Below are 14,967 nucleotides of genomic sequence, written 5' to 3'. Positions count from 1 at the left end.
AGGAGCCTGAGATGGCAACCACCGCAGACATCATCATTACCAACGGCCTGGTGCTCACCATGGATCCGGCAGCCCCCCGCGCCGAAGCGGTCGCGCTCGCCGGCAACCGGATCCTCGCAGTCGGCACGCGATCAGAGATCGAGGCGCTGGCAGGACCCGAGACGCAGACCATCGACGCCAAAGGTGCGACCATCATGCCGGGCTTCAACGAAGCCCATATGCACATCTTCCCCGGCTCCGTGTCGCTGCGCCAGCTGAACCTGCATGGGGTCCAGGGCTTCGAGGCGCTCAAGGCAGCCATCCTCGACTATGCAGAGATGAACCCGGATGAGCCGCTGCTGATGGGCTTTTCCGCCGATTATTCGATCATCTCGCTGACCGAACCCTGCACCCGCCACCACCTGGATGCGATCCTGCCCGACCGCCCCTTCATGATGTTCGCGCCCGACCATCACACCGCCTGGGCGAACACGGCAGCACTGGAGAAGGCGGGCATTCTGCAGGGCAAGGATGTCGGCATCGGCAACGAAATCGTCATGGGGCCCGACGGGCTGGCCAATGGCGAGCTGCGCGAGGGCAATGCCTTCGGCCCAGTCTCCGCGCTCGCTTCAACGGGGGGGCGCGAAGAACTCGGCATGGTCACCGGTATGGACCCGGAAAATGTCACGCCGGAGCAGTTCGCCCTCGACCGCGCCATCCTGAAGGCCGGCCTCGACTACTGCGCCTCATGGGGCGTTACCTCGATCCAGAATTTCGACGGCAATCATTACCAGTTGCGGCTGATGCGCGATCTGGAGCTTTCAGGCGAGCTCTCCTGCCGCATCCGCATCCCCTATCACATGAAAAATTTCATGGCGCTGGAGGATCTCGACAAGGCGGCCGCATGGAAGAAGGAATTCGCCACCGACATGCTGCGCGGCGATTTCGTCAAGGTATTCATGGACGGCGTACTGGACAGCCAGACGGCCTATATGCTCGACGGCTACGGTGACCGTCCCGGCTACACCTATGAGCCGCTCTTCACGCCGGCAGCCTTCGATGCGATCGCCACCAAGGCCGATGCGCTCGGCCTGCAGGTCGCAGTCCACGCGATCGGCAGTGCCGCGATCCGCCAGACGCTCGACGGCTACGAGGCAGCTGTGAAGGAGAACGGCCCACGCGGCAACCGACACCGCATCGAGCATATCGAGATCATCCATCCGGACGACATCCCGCGCTTTGCCACCCTTGGCATCGTCGCCTCCATGCAGCCGGTGCATTACCCGGGTGGCACATGCTTCCCGGCAGAACCGACAACGGCCAAGATCGGCGAGGATCGCTGGGACCAGGCCTATGCATGGCGGACGATGAAAGAAGCCGGCGCCCCTGTCGTCTTTGCCTCGGACTGGCCGGTTTCTCCGGTTTCACCATTCCAGTGCATCCAGGATGCTTTGACCCGCAAACCCTGGAAGGAGGGTCTGAAAGACCAGCGCTTCTCGCTGATGGAAGCACTCGAAGCCTACACTTCGATCGGCGCCTGGGTGGAATTCATGGAAGATCGCAAGGGAATGCTGAAAGCAGGCTATCTCGCCGATGTTGTGGTCCTCACCAAAGACATCGAAGCCGTGTCACCCGAAGCGATCATGGACACCGTCCGCCCCGCCGTCACCATCTGCGACGGCCACATCACCTTCCAGGCTTGAAGAAAGACCGTCCCATGAGCGCCGATCTCGTCATTCACAATGCCCGCATCCTGACCATGGATGACGAGCATCTGCGCGCGCATGCCATTGCGCTCACCGGAAACCGCATCATGGCCGTCGGTGGCGATGTAGAGATCCTGGCGCTTGCAGGACCACACACACGCGTCGTGGATGCAGGCGGCGCCACGGTGCTTCCCGGTTTCAACGAAGCCCATATGCATATCTTCGGCGGCTCGGTCGCGCTCGGCGAACTGTCGCTCTTCGGCGTGAAGGGCTTCGAAGCCCTTTCGAAAGCCGTTAAGGACTACGCCGCCACCAACCCGGATCTGCCGCTGCTCGTCGCCCAGACGGCAGACTACACCATCCTCTCGGAAACTGAGCGCGTCACCCGGCACCATCTCGACCGTATCATCGCAGACCGCCCTTTCATGATGGTCGCGCCCGACCGACACACCGCCTGGGCCAACACGATCGCATTGGAAAAGGCCGGCATCCTCCACGGCCGCGATGTCGGCGTGGGCAACGAGATCGTCATGGGCGAGGACGGTCTCGCCAATGGCGAGCTGCGCGAAAGCAACGCCATCCGCCCTGTCGCGTCGATGAGCGTGACGGGCGGTCGCGAAGGTCTCGGCGTCGGCACCGGCGGCGATCCCGAGCATGTCACTCCGGAAGAGCGCGCTGCAGACATCGCGGTCCTGAAGAAGGGCCTCGCCTATTGCGCCTCGCTCGGCATTACTTCGTTCCAGAATATGGACGGCAATCTCTATCAGCTGGAAATGCTGGAAGAGATCGAGAGGACCGATAGTCTTCCGGTGCGCGTACGCATGCCCTTCCACATGAAGAACTTCATGCCGCTCTCCGACCTAGAAGAGAAGGCCGCCACCTGGAGGACCCGCTTCGACACAGACAAGCTGCGCTGCAATTTCGTCAAGCTGTTCATGGACGGTGTGACCGAGGGCGAGACGGCCGTCTTCGTCGACGACTACGCCCACAAGCCCGGCTGGAGGGGCGAGCCGCTATTCACCGGCGAATCCTTCAATGCGGTTGCGATCGAAGCCAATCGCCTCGGCCTGCCCGTCGCGGTTCATGCGATCGGTGACGGCGCGGTGCGTTTGGTACTCGACGGCTACGAGGCCTCGATCAACGCCAATGGCCGAAAGGACATGCGCAACCGCATCGAACATATCGAGGTGGTTCATCCCGACGACATCAAGCGCTTTGCCGAAACGGGCACCATCGCCTCGATGCAGCCAACCCATCCGCCGGGCTCGGCAGGCCTGCCGCTTGAACCCTATCTGACCTATATCGGCCGCGAGCGCTGGCCTTACGCCTTTGCCTGGAAAACACTGGTTGATGCCGGTGCGACGATCGTCTTTGCCACAGACTGGCCCGTTTCGCCGCTCCCGCCACTCAGCTGCATCGGCGATGCTATGACAAGGACGCCTTGGGCCGACGACATGCAGGACCACCGCCTCAGCCTGCACGAGACGCTTGCCGCCTATACCCGCACCAGCGCTTGGGTCGAATATATGGAAGACCGCAAGGGCGTGTTGAAGCCCGGCTACCTTGCGGATGTCGTCGTCCTCTCCGGCGATATCGAAGCGACGTCCTCGGACAACATCGCCTCGCTTTCCCCTGTTCTCACGATCTGCGACGGCCGCGTCACCTTCGAAGACGGAGGGGGCCGATGAGCGAGGTTGCGGAAGCGTCCACCAACAGATCGACCGGCGGATCGACACGCGGGCGCCCGCCGGGCGCGACCCGCAAAGGCCTCGAAACCCGCGTCCGCATCATCAAGGGTGCCCGCGAAGCGCTCGAAGAGGGCGGCATGGAGGCGTTGACCACACGCCGCATCGCCGCCTCTGCGGGCGTCAAGCTCGCCACCCTGCACTACTATTTCGACAGCAAGGAAAGTCTGCTGCTCGCCGTACTGGAAGATCTGATTGCCGATATGGAAGTCGCGTATCGCCAGGACGTCGCCCTGCCGGAGGCGCCAGAGGACCGGGTGGAGGCACTGATCCGGGCAAGCTGGCGCTACATCCAGCGCACCCGCAACAAGCAGATCGCCCAGACGGAGCTGACACTTTATGCCCTGCGGACCAAAGGCTCCGAATGGCTCGCGACGCGGCAATACAATGCCTATATCGATTTCTACGGCCATCTCGTTTTCGAGGATGACAGCGACGAGGAACTGCGCCGCATCGGCCGCGCCGTCGCCCGTCAGATGCTGATCGGTATCGACGGGATCATCCTGCAAAGCTACGCGCTGCAGGACCTCTCCGCCTCGAATGACGATATCGAAGCTTTGATCATCGCCATGCGCGGCTATCTTCGCAAACTCATGGCCGAGCGAGGCAAGGCCCGTTAGGCAAGCCCCCAGATGCCTCGGGCATTGCCGGAGAAGAGCTTGTCCTTCTCTTGCCCTGTGCAGCCATGCAGCAGCGCTTGCGTCGTCGCGACCCAGGTCGAAAGCCCACCGCCGAGGGTACAGACCGGCCAGTCCGAGCCCCAGATCGCGCGATCGAAACCGAAGCATGCGATCGTGTGATCGAAATAGGGCTTGAGATCCTCCAGCGTCCAATTCTCCAGATCGCCATAGGCCGGGATGCCGGAGATCTTCACGCGGACATTCTCGCGTTTGGCAATGTCGGTGATCCCCGCTTTCCAGGTCTCGTAGCCATGCCCCTTGATATCGGGCACACCGCAATGGTCGAGGATGAAAGTGACATCGGGCGCAAGGTCGACCAAGGCCTTCGCCTTGTCGATCTGATGCGGCAGCATGCAGAGATCGAAGGTGAGACCCGTGCCTGAGAGCCGCTTCACATTCTCCCGAAACAGTGTGCCCTCCGACACATCGTCCGGCACGACATGCAGCACGCGACGGAAGCCTTTGACGAAGGGATTGGCACGCTGGGCTTCGAGATAGGCAGCAAAATCAGGATCTTCCGGGCGGCAGGAGGCGATCACACCCTGGATGAAGCTATCCGGTGCCTGCGACAGTTCCTGGACCATGGCCGTTTCACCGGGGATGTCCTCAGGCGCGACATCCACCTCCATATGCAGCACCGAGGAAATCCCGAGCCTCTTCGCCTCCCGCGCATAGGTCTCCCAGGTGAAATCGGCATCGAGCGCGGCGACATCCTTCAGCCAGAGATAGCTGAGCTTGTCGCGGTAGATGAGGTGCAGATGGGTATCGATGATCATGTGTGGCCCCTCCCAAGGCCTTAAGAGATTCAGGTTATATCTGGGGCATCCACACCAAGACCGGCGCCCGCCAGTGCGGAAATCCGACGTGCCGTTTCCCGCAGTGCTTCAAGCGTATGGGGGATATCGGGCGCCTCGGGCGCATTGATGATGCCGATATACGGCACGGTCAGCGCGCCCAGTGCCTCGCCGTCCGCGCCGAGGATCGGGGCCGACAGGTTGGTGACGCCGGCGGTCTGGGCGCTCGCCATGATCTCGTAGCCGCGCGCACGGATTTCGTCGAGGTGGCGAGCAAAGGCCTCGGTCATGCGCCCCTCCGGTCCGCCGCTGGCTACATGCTCCGCCACCATCATCGCGCGGACCTCCGGGCTTCGATAGGCAAGAAGCACATGGCCAGAGCCGGTGTCGAAAAGGCCCATGCGCGAGCCGACCCGCATCGAGATGCCCCAATAGCCCGGCGCCTCCAGCTGGGCGATGACGACCGGATGGCCTCGGTCGTAGACGACGATATGGTTTTCCTGCCGGGTCACTTCCGCCAGTTCCCGCATCAGCGGCATGGCGAGCGAGGCGAGCCGCCGCGTTGGCGCATGCAACTGCGCAAGGCCAAACAGTTTGAGCGTCAGAACGTAGCGATCGCCATCGAGCCGCGCGACGTAACCGCGCTTCACCAGCCGATCGAGCATCCGGTAGAATTCATTTGGGCTACGGTCGAGCTTCTTGGCGATATCTGCCTGACCCAAGCCGCCATCGACACCCGCAAGCAGCTCAAGAATGTCGAGCCCCTTGTCGAGCGCCGGCGCCCGGTAACGGTCCTGGTCCACATCATTCACGCATGTCTCTCCTCGCAGCCCCTAACCACTCTTGACCTTTATGAATAAATGTTTTGCATATGAATGATGCTCGCATCGCCGGCCGGAATATGCAAGGGTCGCGTGACGAGGGATCGGCTGGAGGAGCCACAAGGATGAACCTGCCCCTGAAGAACAAGCATGTATTGGTGACGGCCGCCGGCCAGGGCATCGGCCGCGCGAGCGCCATCGCCTTTGCCCGCGCCGGTGCGACCGTCGTCGCGACGGATATCAATACGGAAGCCCTGGCAACGCTCGAAGGCGAAGCTGGGATCACGACCCGCCAGCTCGACGTCCTGAATGAGCAGGCGGTGACGGCCGTGGTGGCCGAGACCGGCCCGTTCGATGTGCTGTTCAACTGCGCAGGTGTCGTGCATGGCGGAACGGTCCTTGATATGGCCGACAAGGATCTCGACTTTGCCTTCGATCTCAATGTCCGCGCGATGATCCGCACCATCCGCGCCGTTTTGCCGGCCATGATCGAACGCGGCGACGGCTCGATCATCAACATGGCCTCGGTTGCGAGTTCAATCAAAGGCGTGCCGAACCGTTTCGCCTATACCGTCACCAAGGCAGCCGTCATCGGCCTCACCAAGTCAGTCGCCGCCGACTATGTGACGCAGGGCATCCGTTGCAACGCGATCTGCCCCGGCACCGTCGAAAGCCCCTCGTTGCAGGACCGCATGCGCGCACAAGGGGACTATGACGCCGCGCGCGCGGCCTTCATCGCCCGTCAACCCATGGGCAGGCTGGGCACGCCGGAAGAAATCGCCGACCTCGCCGTCTACATCGCCGGCGCCACCTACACATCGGGCCAGGCCTTTGCCATCGATGGCGGCTGGACGATCTGAGCAATGCCCATGCGGCATTGCAAACAGCAAGACACTCAGCGGCTGAGCCGCCACCTTCAGGAAGGAAGAAGACAATGAAACTGATGCGCGTCGGCCCGTTGGGTCAGGAAAAGCCTGCAATCCTCGACAAGGACGGCAAGGTCCGCGACCTCTCGGGCCATGTAGCAGACATCGGCGGCGCCGCCATCTCGCCGGAGGGTCTGGCGAAGATCGCCGCCATCGACCCAGCCTCGCTGCCGGAGATTGCCGTTGATCGCATCGGCGCCTGCGTCGCTGGCACTGGCAAGTTCATCTGCATTGGCCTCAACTATTCCGACCACGCCGCTGAGACGGGCGCTGCCGTGCCGCCGGAGCCGGTGATCTTCATGAAGGCGACCTCGGCCATCTGCGGTCCGAACGACGACGTGCTCATCCCCCGCGGTTCGGAGAAGACCGACTGGGAAGTCGAGCTTGGCGTCGTCATCGGCAAGACCGCAAAATACGTCTCGGAAGCGGACGCGATGGATTATGTCGCCGGCTACTGCGTCTCCCACGACGTCTCCGAACGCGCCTTCCAGACGGAGCGTGCAGGCCAGTGGACCAAGGGCAAATCCTGCGACACCTTCGGCCCGATCGGCCCCTGGCTTGTCACGAAGGACGAGATCGCCAACCCGCACGACCTCAAGATGTGGCTCTCCGTCAACGGCAAGATGATGCAGGACGGCTCGTCGAAGACCATGGTCTACGGCGTCGCCCACGTCGTTTCCTACCTCAGCCAGTTCATGAGCCTCCACCCTGGCGACATCATCTCCACCGGCACGCCTCCGGGCGTCGGCCTCGGCATGAAGCCGCCGCAGTTCCTGAAGGCCGGCGACGTCGTCGAGCTCGGCATCGAGGGTCTCGGCACGCAGAAGCAGACGTTCAAGGCGGATGCTTGATCAACCTCTAAAACAAAGACCCCCGCCAACGTGGCGGGGGTCTTTTTGTTTTCAGGCGATGCGCAATCAGAACCTGTAATTGACGCCAACCCGGATCAGGTGACTCGACGGGTCGGACTTGTAGCTATCCGTCGGGCTGACAGTCCCGAGCGGCGAGGTGCGCTGACGGTAATCGGTATAAAGATACTCAGCCTTGAAGCTCAGCGCATCGGTCATGGCATATTCAGCTCCCACGCCGGCGACGTAACCGAAATAGGTCTGCTGGTCTTGCCCGTTGATCGCGCCGACCACCGGATCGACGCCGCCCTTGCCACCGGCCACGGCGAGACCACCGGTCACATATAGAAGCGTGCGGTCCATGGCCACACCGACGCGCGCGCGCGCCGTACCTTGCCAGCCCAGCTCGTAGTAGCAGTTCTGGGAGGGGAAGCCTGCACAGGCCTTGTCGCCCTTAATCTTCGCCCAGGAAACATCCGCCTCGACACCATAGACCATGTTGCCGTTTTGGATGTTATAGCCCGCAGTCACGCCGGCGAGGCCCCCGCGCAAGGGCGTTTCGGAAAACAGCGTGCCCGAGCCGGTCTGCGTTTCCACTTCGCCGACGGCGCCACCGCCGACAACACCGATATAGCCGCCGGCCCAGTCGTGAATGATATCAGCGACATCGCCCTGTGGCGGCAGCGGTAGTGGTGCATTAGATGAATTAAGGTCGGCTGCCGTCGCTGCCGTTGTGATAAACCCGGCAGAAATACCGGCAAGAAACAACCTGATGCTCACGAAAACTCCTGCGATCACACTGGCCACCATCTAAGTGGCCTATGGTTAACGTCCGGTTTTCCTAGCAACCCATGGAAGAAAAAAGCCGGGCGTCACCACCCGGCTTTACAGTTTCGATCTGATCCGAAGCTTACTTGATCAACGGCAGGATGCTGTCGATCGACTTCTTCGCGTCACCGTAGAACATGCGCGTGTTTTCCTTGTAGAACAGCGGGTTCTCGATGCCGGAATAGCCGGTGCCCTGGCCGCGTTTGGAGACAAACACCTGCTTTGCCTTCCAGACTTCCAGAACCGGCATGCCGGCGATCGGCGAGTTGGGATCTTCCTGGGCAGCCGGGTTGACGATGTCGTTCGAGCCGATGACGATGGCAACGTCCGTTTCCGGGAAGTCCTCGTTGATCTCGTCCATTTCCAGAACGATGTCATAGGGGACCTTGGCTTCGGCCAAAAGCACGTTCATGTGGCCCGGCAGACGTCCGGCAACCGGATGGATGGCAAAGCGCACCGTCTTGCCGGCAGCACGCAGCTTGCGGGTCAGTTCCGACACCGACTGCTGTGCCTGGGCGACTGCCATGCCGTAACCCGGGATGATGATGACCGAGTCCGCATCGTTGAGCGCATTGGCCACGCCATCGCCGTCAATCGCGATCTGCTCGCCCACGACTTCCATCTGCGGTCCCGTGGTTCCGCCGAAGCCGCCGAGGATGACCGAGATGAAGCTGCGGTTCATCGCCTTGCACATGATGTAGGAGAGGATCGCACCGGACGAACCGACCAGCGCGCCGACGACGATCAGGAGATCGTTCGACAGCGAGAAGCCGATGGCCGCTGCCGCCCAGCCGGAATAGCTGTTCAGCATGGAGACGACGACCGGCATGTCGGCACCGCCGATGCCCATGATCAGGTGGTAGCCGATGAAGAGCGCCAGAAGCGTCATCAGGATCAGCGTCCAGCTGCCGGCGCCCTGGAAGTAGAGGACCAGCAGGATCAGGGAGCCAAGGGCGGCAGCCGCGTTGAGCATGTGACCGCCCGGCAGCTGCTTGGCCGTCGTGTTGACCTTACCCGCCAACTTTCCATAAGCGACCACAGAGCCCGTGAAGGTGATGGCACCGATGAAGACGCCGAGGAAGACCTCGATCTTCAGAACGGCGATCTCGGCACTGGTCTTCTCGGCAATCTTCAGGGCGAAGCCGCCGAAATCGCCAAACAGCGTCGCCTGACCGGCCTGGGCCGCACAGGCCGCAGCGCTCAGCGGATCGCAGCCGGTGAGCCCGGCGTCGGCTAGTGTGCTGGCGATGCGCCACATCTCGATTTCGGCATTGAAGCCGATGAAGACGGCGGCGAGACCGACCAGCGAATGCATGGCGGCCACGAGCTGCGGCATTTCCGTCATCTGAACGCGCTGGGCAACGACCCAGCCGATACCACCGCCAATGGCAATCATGACGACTGAGACGAACCAGTTGCCCGCACCAGGACCATAAAGCGTTGCGACGACGGCAAGCCCCATGCCGACGATGCCGTACCAGACGGCGCGCTTGGCGCTTTCCTGGCCGGACAGACCGCCGAGCGACAGGATGAAGAGAACGGCTGCGACGACATAGGCCGCTGTGGTGAATCCGTATTCCATGTGTGTGTCCCCTCCCCTAACTCAAGACTTCTGGAACATGGCAAGCATGCGCCGTGTCACCATGAAGCCGCCGAAGATGTTGATGCCGGCCATCAGGACCGACAGCGCACCGAGGATGATAACCAGGAAGTTACCGGACCCGATCTGCATCAGGGCACCCAGAATGATGATCGAGGAGATGGCATTGGTGATCGCCATCAGCGGCGTGTGCAGCGAGTGGCTGACATTCCAGATCACCTGGAAACCGACGAAGCAGGCGAGCACGAAGACGATGAAGTGGCTCATGAAGCTGGCTGGCGCATAAAGACCGGCAAGCAGGATCAGCGCACCGCCACCGGCGAGCATCGCCACCTGGTTGCGGGTCTGGGTCTTGAAGGCCAAGATTTCCTGCGCCCGCTTCTCCTCGGGCGTGAGCTCCTTCACCTTTTCCTTTGGCTTGGCAGCCGCGATCGCCTGGATCTTTGGCGGCGGTGGCGGATAGGTGATCTCGCCGTCCTTGGTGACGGTGGCGCCCCGGATGACATCGTCTTCCATGTTGTGCGCGACAACGCCGTCCTTGGCCGGCGTCAGATCGGTCATCATGTGGCGGATATTGGTCGAGTAGAGCGTCGACGACTGCGCGGCCATGCGGCTCGGGAAGTCGGTATAGCCGACGATGGTGACACCGTTCTCGGAGACGATCTTCTGATCCGGCACGGTCAGGTCGCAATTGCCGCCGCGTTCTGCCGCGAGGTCGACGACGACGGAGCCGGGCTTCATTGCGGCGACCATGTCAGCCAGCCAGAGCTTCGGAGCATCCCGGCCCGGGATCAGGGCCGTGGTGATGACGATGTCGATCTCGGGTGCAAGTTCGCGAAACTTGGCCAGCTGTTTCTCGCGAAATTCCGGCGACGACGGGGCTGCATAACCACCCGTTGCAGCGCCATCCTGCGTTGCTTCGAATTCGAGATAGACGAACTGCGCGCCCATGCTTTCGATCTGCTCGGCGACCTCAGGACGGACGTCGAAGGCATAAGTAATGGCGCCGAGCGAAGTCGCGGTGCCGATCGCGGCCAGACCGGCGACGCCTGCACCGATCACCAGAACCTTGGCCGGCGGCACCTTGCCAGCCGCCGTCACCTGACCGGTGAAGAAGCGGCCGAAATTGTTGCCGGCCTCGATCACGGCGCGATAGCCGGCGATATTGGCCATCGACGATAGGGCGTCCATCTTCTGGGCGCGGCTGATGCGCGGCACCATGTCCATGGCAACGACGGTCGCGCCCTTGTCTTTGACCTGCTCGAGCAGAGCCGTGTTCTGGGCCGGATAGAAGAAGGAGATCAGGGTCTTGCCAGGTCCGAGACGATCGACTTCAGCCGTTTCCGGCGGACGCACCTTGGCGATGATGTCGGCCGTTTCGTAAAGCGCGGCGGCCGTTTCGACCACTGTCACGCCGGCGGCGCGATAGGCGTCGTCGGACAAGCCCGCAGCCTTGCCTGCACCGCTTTCGATCACGCATTCATAGCCGAGCTTCTGCAACTGTGTGGCGCTGTCCGGCGTCATCGCGACGCGGGCCTCACCGGCATAAATCTCCCTTGGCGATCCGATCTTCAATCCCATCTCCCAAACTCCGTTCGAACGGGTTCTACCTACTGTCCTTCGCCCAAAGTCGAAGGACTCTCCGATCGCGGACACGACCAGAACTAAGGCCCCCTGTCTAGTCCAGCTCCGAGAACAAATGACGGTTTTGTCCCTAGGCTTATCCGCTTAAACCGATTTTTGTTGCAGCGCACACGCGCGGCTCCCGCCGACACCCAATGGAACAATTGACCGCTGGCCCTGTTTCCCACGGGAACAACGCACCAAGGAGACCCACATGCTGCAATGGATCCTCATCCTTCTTCTGATCGCCGCCGTCGCAAGCCTGCTCGGTTTTCGGGGCGTGGCCGGCGCCTCGGCCGGCGTCGCCAAGATCCTGATTTTCATCGTCTTGATCGTCATGATCATCGCGCTTTTCACCGGCGTCCTCATCGTCGCCTGACGATAGTTTACCCAGACGTGAAAAGGCCCGCACGCTACCCAGGCGATGCGGGCCTTTTTGTACGCCCCGATCAGATCAGGGGCCTTACTCTTTGCTCGTCCGGGGTCCAGCCGGAGATCTCCTGCAGGCCGAGCGGGTCGACGATGTCGCAGCCCCGCTCGCGCCAGCGAATGAGCCCCCGGTCGGCGAGCTTCTTCAGCGTCTTGTTAGTATGGACAATCGAGAGCCCGAGCGTGTCGGCAAAATGCATCTGCGTCACGGGAATGTGGCGGTGATTGTCGCCGAGAATGCCGGAATTCATCCCACGGTCGAACAGGAAAGCGAGGAGGTAGGAAGCCCTTTCCAGCGCAGACCGGCGTCCGATGCTGAGCAGATGTTCGTCGAGAATGGACTCTTCGCGCGCGGCAAGCCAGGTGAGATCAAAGCCCAGCCCCGGATGCAACTCGAACAGGGAAAACAGGCGACTTCTTTCGAAGACGCAGAGCGTCATGGGTGTCAATGCTTCCACCGAATGCTGCATCTCGGCCATCACTGCGCCCTGCAAGCCGATCATGTCACCGGGTACGATATAGTTCAGGATCTGCCGTCGGCCGTCTTCGAGGATCTTGTAGCGAAAGCCCCAACCGGAAAGCACGGTGTAGAGATGTGCGCTGCGCGCGCCTTCGACGAGGACCGTGGTCCCGGGATCGGCAGCGAGCTCGCCGCGCTTGAAGGTGGACACAAACTCCAGTTCCGCTTCAGTGAAGGGGCGGAACCGTTTCATCTGCCGCAAGGGACATTCGAAACAGCTGATGCGAATGGGAGAGTGACGCGGTTCAATTGCCACGGGATAACCTCGTTTGTCCGTCATGCTGTTCCAGGCTGGAACAATGAAGGCTGCACATGTCTTTTTTAAATGACGCTCGTCGGGGCACGTCCCATAACGCGCTCCTGACAAAAGGAAGTTCCATGATGACTGCGCCGCTCCGCGTTCTCGTTGCCGAGAACCAGTATCTGATTGCCATGGAGGTGGAGCGCATTCTTCTCGACGATCTGCCTTGCGATGTGACCATCGCCCCGCTGGCCCGCCTGGCAGAGGCCGTACAGACGACCGCATTCGATGTGGTGATCATCGACGCAGTCTTGCACGAGTCCTTGAATGTGGAGCGTGCAGACCTGATCATGAAAGCCGGCGCGAAGCCGGTCTTTCTGTCGTCCTACGGCCATTTCACCGACATCCCAAGCATCGTGACCGCTCATCCGCTGGTCACAAAGCCGCCGCAGGCCCATGAACTGGCTGCGGCGGTTTTGAAAGCGGCGCATGGTCATGGGCCCTCAGACGGCGAAGGCCTTCTTGATGACCGCTGAACTGTGCGCATCGGGGCCGTAATCGCCCTCGCCGCTCACACCCAGGATCTCCTGAAGCTTGTTGCGCGCCCGATTGATGCGGCTCTTGATGGTCCCCACGGCACAACCGCAGATTTCGGCGGCTTCTTCATAAGCGAAGCCGGAAGCGCCCACGAGAATGATCGCCTCGCGCTGGTCGCTCGGCAACTGATCAAGTGCACGCTTGAAGTCCTGCAGGTCGAGTGAACCATACTGCTGGGGATGAGTGGAGAGCTGCGACGTGAAGATGCCGTCGGTGTCGGAGACCTCGCGGCCACGCTTGCGCATCTGCGAATAGAATTCGTTGCGAAGAATGGTGAAGAGCCAAGCCTTCATGTTGGTGCCGGGCTCGAAATGATCCTGCTTCGCCCATGCCTTCATGATCGTGTCCTGCACCAGATCGTCGGCGACGTGATGGCGGCCGGTCAGCGATACGGCGAAGGCACGCAGGTTTGGCAGCGCTGCCAAGAGGTCGCGCTTGAAGGAGCGGGCGATCGACTTCTCGTCAACGGTCATCGAGCATTGTCCTTGATGCGAGTGGACTCACTGGCCTGGCGCTCGGCCACATCCAGTTGCTCCAGGAGCTGGAGGAACCGATCCGGAATCCCTTCTTCCTGTACCGACTGATAGTATTCGCGCAATTGCGCGGACACGCCGGGATGAAAGGCGGCCATTCCAGGCAGCCCGTTCGTAGCCGGCGCTTTCTTCGAATGTTCTGTCATTTGGTCCAACGGGTTTGAAACAGTGTCGCCTGACAACGCCAAAGGGCGCAGAAGGTTCCCGAACATGCAATTATTTTATTTCAACGCTGCGCCGCTCTCGAAACCGTGATCCCGATGGAACAAAGCCCGATAGCCAACGTTCAACCGGCATCGAAACAGGAGAACCCAATATGCTTTATTACGCACTCGTATTTCTGGTCGTCGCCTTGATCGCTGGCGTCCTCGGCTTCGGTGGCATCGCTGGCGCATCGGCTGGTATCGCCAAGATCCTCTTCGGTATATTCATCATTCTCTTCCTCGTTTCGCTCGCCATGCGGCTCTTCCGTCAGGCGTGAACGGGGGAAACTAACGTAGCAAAAAAGGCCGCTTCCGAAGAAGCGGCCTTTTTTCATGGGACAAATTCGGATCAAAGCTCAGAGCATGATCCAGACGACAGCGGCGAATAGCAGGACGAGAATGACGCCGAGCGTCGTGACGGTGAAGGGGCCGTAGCGGGGCGGCACCTGAGATTCGAGGTCCTGGTCGAGGCCAGCCTGCTGTGCGATATGGCGGTTCTGCGAGTCGATATTGACGGACTTAGGTTCCGCCGAGGCATCGGGCTTCATCTTCATTCTCCATAACGTTCGGCTGGGACGGGCGGCACCAAGGCCTGCGCTTCGGCAGGGCCCGCGGTTGAAACAGGTGCGCCGAGCACCGCGAGCTTGTTCGGGTCGATCGTCTGACGGATGTTTCGACCAGCAACCAGATCGGCACTCACGGGGAAACAATCCCCATAGATGATCTCGGCCATGGCCCGAGCGCGCTTAAGTTCTTTCGGCAGCGCGCCATAGCAAGCCTCGTCCGTATCATAGGAGATAACAGCGACCGGGTCCTGCAGACAGGTGGTGTCTTGCGGATGGCAGGCCACAATGACCATTAGGGCAGCCATACTGTTCATGATCGTTCTCCGTG

Annotated in this window: 18 protein-coding genes; 8 read left to right on the top strand and 10 right to left on the bottom strand. The window is 61.4% G+C overall.

The window, feature by feature from the left end; all coding sequences use genetic code 11:
* The first annotated feature begins 11 nt into the window (after positions 1-11).
* From SJY08_RS01895 to SJY08_RS01885, 3 genes are read left to right on the top strand one after another with little or no spacing between them, the layout of a single operon-like run.
* A complete protein-coding gene (locus SJY08_RS01895) occupies positions 12-1,682 on the top strand; it encodes an amidohydrolase (RefSeq protein WP_377274491.1) in 1,671 nt (556 codons plus the stop codon).
* A gap of 14 nt (positions 1,683-1,696) precedes the next feature.
* Positions 1,697-3,373, top strand: a complete 1,677-nt coding sequence (locus SJY08_RS01890) for an amidohydrolase (protein ID WP_377274489.1) — start codon at positions 1,697-1,699, stop codon at positions 3,371-3,373.
* Positions 3,370-4,050 carry a TetR/AcrR family transcriptional regulator gene (locus SJY08_RS01885; RefSeq protein WP_377274487.1) on the top strand — a complete coding sequence of 227 codons (681 nt, stop codon included), beginning with the start codon at positions 3,370-3,372 and terminating at the stop codon, positions 4,048-4,050. Before SJY08_RS01890 ends, SJY08_RS01885 begins: the two co-directional genes overlap by 4 nt.
* Here SJY08_RS01885 and SJY08_RS01880 read toward each other — a convergent pair.
* Entirely contained in the window at positions 4,047-4,886 is an 840-nt protein-coding gene (locus SJY08_RS01880; protein ID WP_377274485.1) for an amidohydrolase family protein, read from the bottom strand. The genes SJY08_RS01885 and SJY08_RS01880 overlap by 4 nt on opposite strands.
* Positions 4,887-4,915: 29 nt before the next feature.
* Complete coding sequence (locus SJY08_RS01875) at positions 4,916-5,716, bottom strand: IclR family transcriptional regulator (RefSeq protein WP_377274483.1); 801 nt, start codon at positions 5,714-5,716, stop codon at positions 4,916-4,918.
* 134 nt (positions 5,717-5,850) lie between these two features.
* On the opposite strand from SJY08_RS01875, the gene SJY08_RS01870 reads away from it, so the two are divergent.
* Both SJY08_RS01870 and SJY08_RS01865 read left to right on the top strand, forming a co-directional pair.
* Positions 5,851-6,585 (top strand): SDR family oxidoreductase, encoded by a 735-nt coding sequence (locus tag SJY08_RS01870; RefSeq protein ID WP_377274481.1) that lies wholly within the window; start codon positions 5,851-5,853, stop codon positions 6,583-6,585.
* Between the two features lie 74 nt (positions 6,586-6,659).
* Entirely contained in the window at positions 6,660-7,502 is an 843-nt protein-coding gene (locus SJY08_RS01865) for a fumarylacetoacetate hydrolase family protein (protein ID WP_377274479.1), read from the top strand.
* 66 nt (positions 7,503-7,568) lie between these two features.
* Here SJY08_RS01865 and SJY08_RS01860 read toward each other — a convergent pair whose 3' ends face one another.
* The 3 genes from SJY08_RS01860 to SJY08_RS01850 form a co-directional block, all read right to left on the bottom strand.
* Positions 7,569-8,279, bottom strand: a complete 711-nt coding sequence (locus tag SJY08_RS01860) for an outer membrane protein (RefSeq protein ID WP_194842727.1) — start codon at positions 8,277-8,279, stop codon at positions 7,569-7,571.
* A 130-nt stretch (positions 8,280-8,409) separates the two neighbouring features.
* Positions 8,410-9,909, bottom strand: a complete 1,500-nt coding sequence (locus SJY08_RS01855; RefSeq protein ID WP_377274476.1) for an NAD(P)(+) transhydrogenase (Re/Si-specific) subunit beta — start codon at positions 9,907-9,909, stop codon at positions 8,410-8,412.
* A 21-nt stretch (positions 9,910-9,930) separates the two neighbouring features.
* Positions 9,931-11,502, bottom strand: coding sequence for a Re/Si-specific NAD(P)(+) transhydrogenase subunit alpha (locus SJY08_RS01850; RefSeq protein WP_377274474.1), 1,572 nt, complete (start codon positions 11,500-11,502; stop codon positions 9,931-9,933).
* A 262-nt stretch (positions 11,503-11,764) separates the two neighbouring features.
* Here SJY08_RS01850 and SJY08_RS01845 point away from each other — a divergent pair, with 262 nt between their 5' ends.
* Complete coding sequence (locus SJY08_RS01845) at positions 11,765-11,929, top strand: DUF1328 domain-containing protein (protein WP_069043333.1); 165 nt, start codon at positions 11,765-11,767, stop codon at positions 11,927-11,929.
* 70 nt (positions 11,930-11,999) lie between these two features.
* Here SJY08_RS01845 and SJY08_RS01840 read toward each other — a convergent pair whose 3' ends face one another.
* Positions 12,000-12,755: a Crp/Fnr family transcriptional regulator gene (locus SJY08_RS01840; protein WP_082347554.1), complete on the bottom strand. Its 756-nt coding sequence runs from the start codon at positions 12,753-12,755 to the stop codon at positions 12,000-12,002.
* Positions 12,756-12,877: 122 nt separating this feature from the next.
* Between SJY08_RS01840 and SJY08_RS01835 the strand changes: the two genes are divergently transcribed.
* On the top strand, positions 12,878-13,276 hold the full coding sequence (locus SJY08_RS01835; protein ID WP_054147946.1) for a response regulator: 399 nt from the start codon (positions 12,878-12,880) through the stop codon (positions 13,274-13,276).
* On the opposite strand, the gene SJY08_RS01830 is transcribed toward SJY08_RS01835, so the two are convergent.
* Together SJY08_RS01830 and SJY08_RS01825 are read right to left on the bottom strand one after the other, a co-directional pair.
* The gene (locus SJY08_RS01830; protein ID WP_054147945.1) at positions 13,244-13,810 is read right to left on the bottom strand and encodes an RNA polymerase sigma factor; all 567 of its coding nucleotides are present in this window, start codon (positions 13,808-13,810) and stop codon (positions 13,244-13,246) included. The two genes, SJY08_RS01835 and SJY08_RS01830, sit on opposite strands and share 33 nt — an antisense overlap.
* Positions 13,807-14,082, bottom strand: coding sequence for a NepR family anti-sigma factor (locus tag SJY08_RS01825; RefSeq protein ID WP_054147944.1), 276 nt, complete (start codon positions 14,080-14,082; stop codon positions 13,807-13,809). Before SJY08_RS01825 ends, SJY08_RS01830 begins: the two co-directional genes overlap by 4 nt.
* A gap of 104 nt (positions 14,083-14,186) precedes the next feature.
* Here SJY08_RS01825 and SJY08_RS01820 point away from each other — a divergent pair, with 104 nt between their 5' ends.
* Complete coding sequence (locus tag SJY08_RS01820) at positions 14,187-14,351, top strand: DUF1328 domain-containing protein (protein ID WP_006724652.1); 165 nt, start codon at positions 14,187-14,189, stop codon at positions 14,349-14,351.
* A 78-nt stretch (positions 14,352-14,429) separates the two neighbouring features.
* Here the strand turns inward: SJY08_RS01820 and SJY08_RS01815 are convergent, their stop codons facing one another.
* On the bottom strand, positions 14,430-14,621 hold the full coding sequence (locus tag SJY08_RS01815) for a hypothetical protein (RefSeq protein ID WP_153762831.1): 192 nt from the start codon (positions 14,619-14,621) through the stop codon (positions 14,430-14,432).
* A 2-nt stretch (positions 14,622-14,623) separates the two neighbouring features.
* On the bottom strand, positions 14,624-14,953 hold the full coding sequence (locus SJY08_RS01810) for a hypothetical protein (protein WP_236759282.1): 330 nt from the start codon (positions 14,951-14,953) through the stop codon (positions 14,624-14,626).
* Between the last annotated feature and the right edge of the window lie 14 nt (positions 14,954-14,967).

Origin of the sequence: Rhizobium sp. R86522 (assembly GCF_042466255.1) — a bacterium.
In the GTDB taxonomy this organism is placed as follows: domain Bacteria; phylum Pseudomonadota; class Alphaproteobacteria; order Rhizobiales; family Rhizobiaceae; genus Allorhizobium.
The sequence above is the reverse complement of the archived record's forward strand: the minus strand, read 5'-3'. Positions and strand labels throughout refer to the sequence as shown.

Excerpts from the sequence above, each read along its gene's own strand:
- SJY08_RS01895 (WP_377274491.1), top strand. The coding sequence starts at position 12 with ATGGCAACCACCGCAGACATCATCATTACCAACGGCCTGGTGCTCACC.
- SJY08_RS01890 (WP_377274489.1), top strand. The coding sequence starts at position 1,697 with ATGAGCGCCGATCTCGTCATTCACAATGCCCGCATCCTGACCATGGAT.
- SJY08_RS01885 (WP_377274487.1), top strand. The coding sequence starts at position 3,370 with ATGAGCGAGGTTGCGGAAGCGTCCACCAACAGATCGACCGGCGGATCG.
- SJY08_RS01880 (WP_377274485.1), bottom strand. The coding sequence starts at position 4,886 with ATGATCATCGATACCCATCTGCACCTCATCTACCGCGACAAGCTCAGC.
- SJY08_RS01870 (WP_377274481.1), top strand. The coding sequence starts at position 5,851 with ATGAACCTGCCCCTGAAGAACAAGCATGTATTGGTGACGGCCGCCGGC.
- SJY08_RS01865 (WP_377274479.1), top strand. The coding sequence starts at position 6,660 with ATGAAACTGATGCGCGTCGGCCCGTTGGGTCAGGAAAAGCCTGCAATC.
- SJY08_RS01855 (WP_377274476.1), bottom strand. The coding sequence starts at position 9,909 with ATGGAATACGGATTCACCACAGCGGCCTATGTCGTCGCAGCCGTTCTC.
- SJY08_RS01845 (WP_069043333.1), top strand. The coding sequence starts at position 11,765 with ATGCTGCAATGGATCCTCATCCTTCTTCTGATCGCCGCCGTCGCAAGC.
- SJY08_RS01835 (WP_054147946.1), top strand. The coding sequence starts at position 12,878 with ATGATGACTGCGCCGCTCCGCGTTCTCGTTGCCGAGAACCAGTATCTG.
- SJY08_RS01830 (WP_054147945.1), bottom strand. The coding sequence starts at position 13,810 with ATGACCGTTGACGAGAAGTCGATCGCCCGCTCCTTCAAGCGCGACCTC.
- SJY08_RS01825 (WP_054147944.1), bottom strand. The coding sequence starts at position 14,082 with ATGTTCGGGAACCTTCTGCGCCCTTTGGCGTTGTCAGGCGACACTGTT.
- SJY08_RS01820 (WP_006724652.1), top strand. The coding sequence starts at position 14,187 with ATGCTTTATTACGCACTCGTATTTCTGGTCGTCGCCTTGATCGCTGGC.
- SJY08_RS01815 (WP_153762831.1), bottom strand. The coding sequence starts at position 14,621 with ATGAAGCCCGATGCCTCGGCGGAACCTAAGTCCGTCAATATCGACTCG.
- SJY08_RS01810 (WP_236759282.1), bottom strand. The coding sequence starts at position 14,953 with ATGAACAGTATGGCTGCCCTAATGGTCATTGTGGCCTGCCATCCGCAA.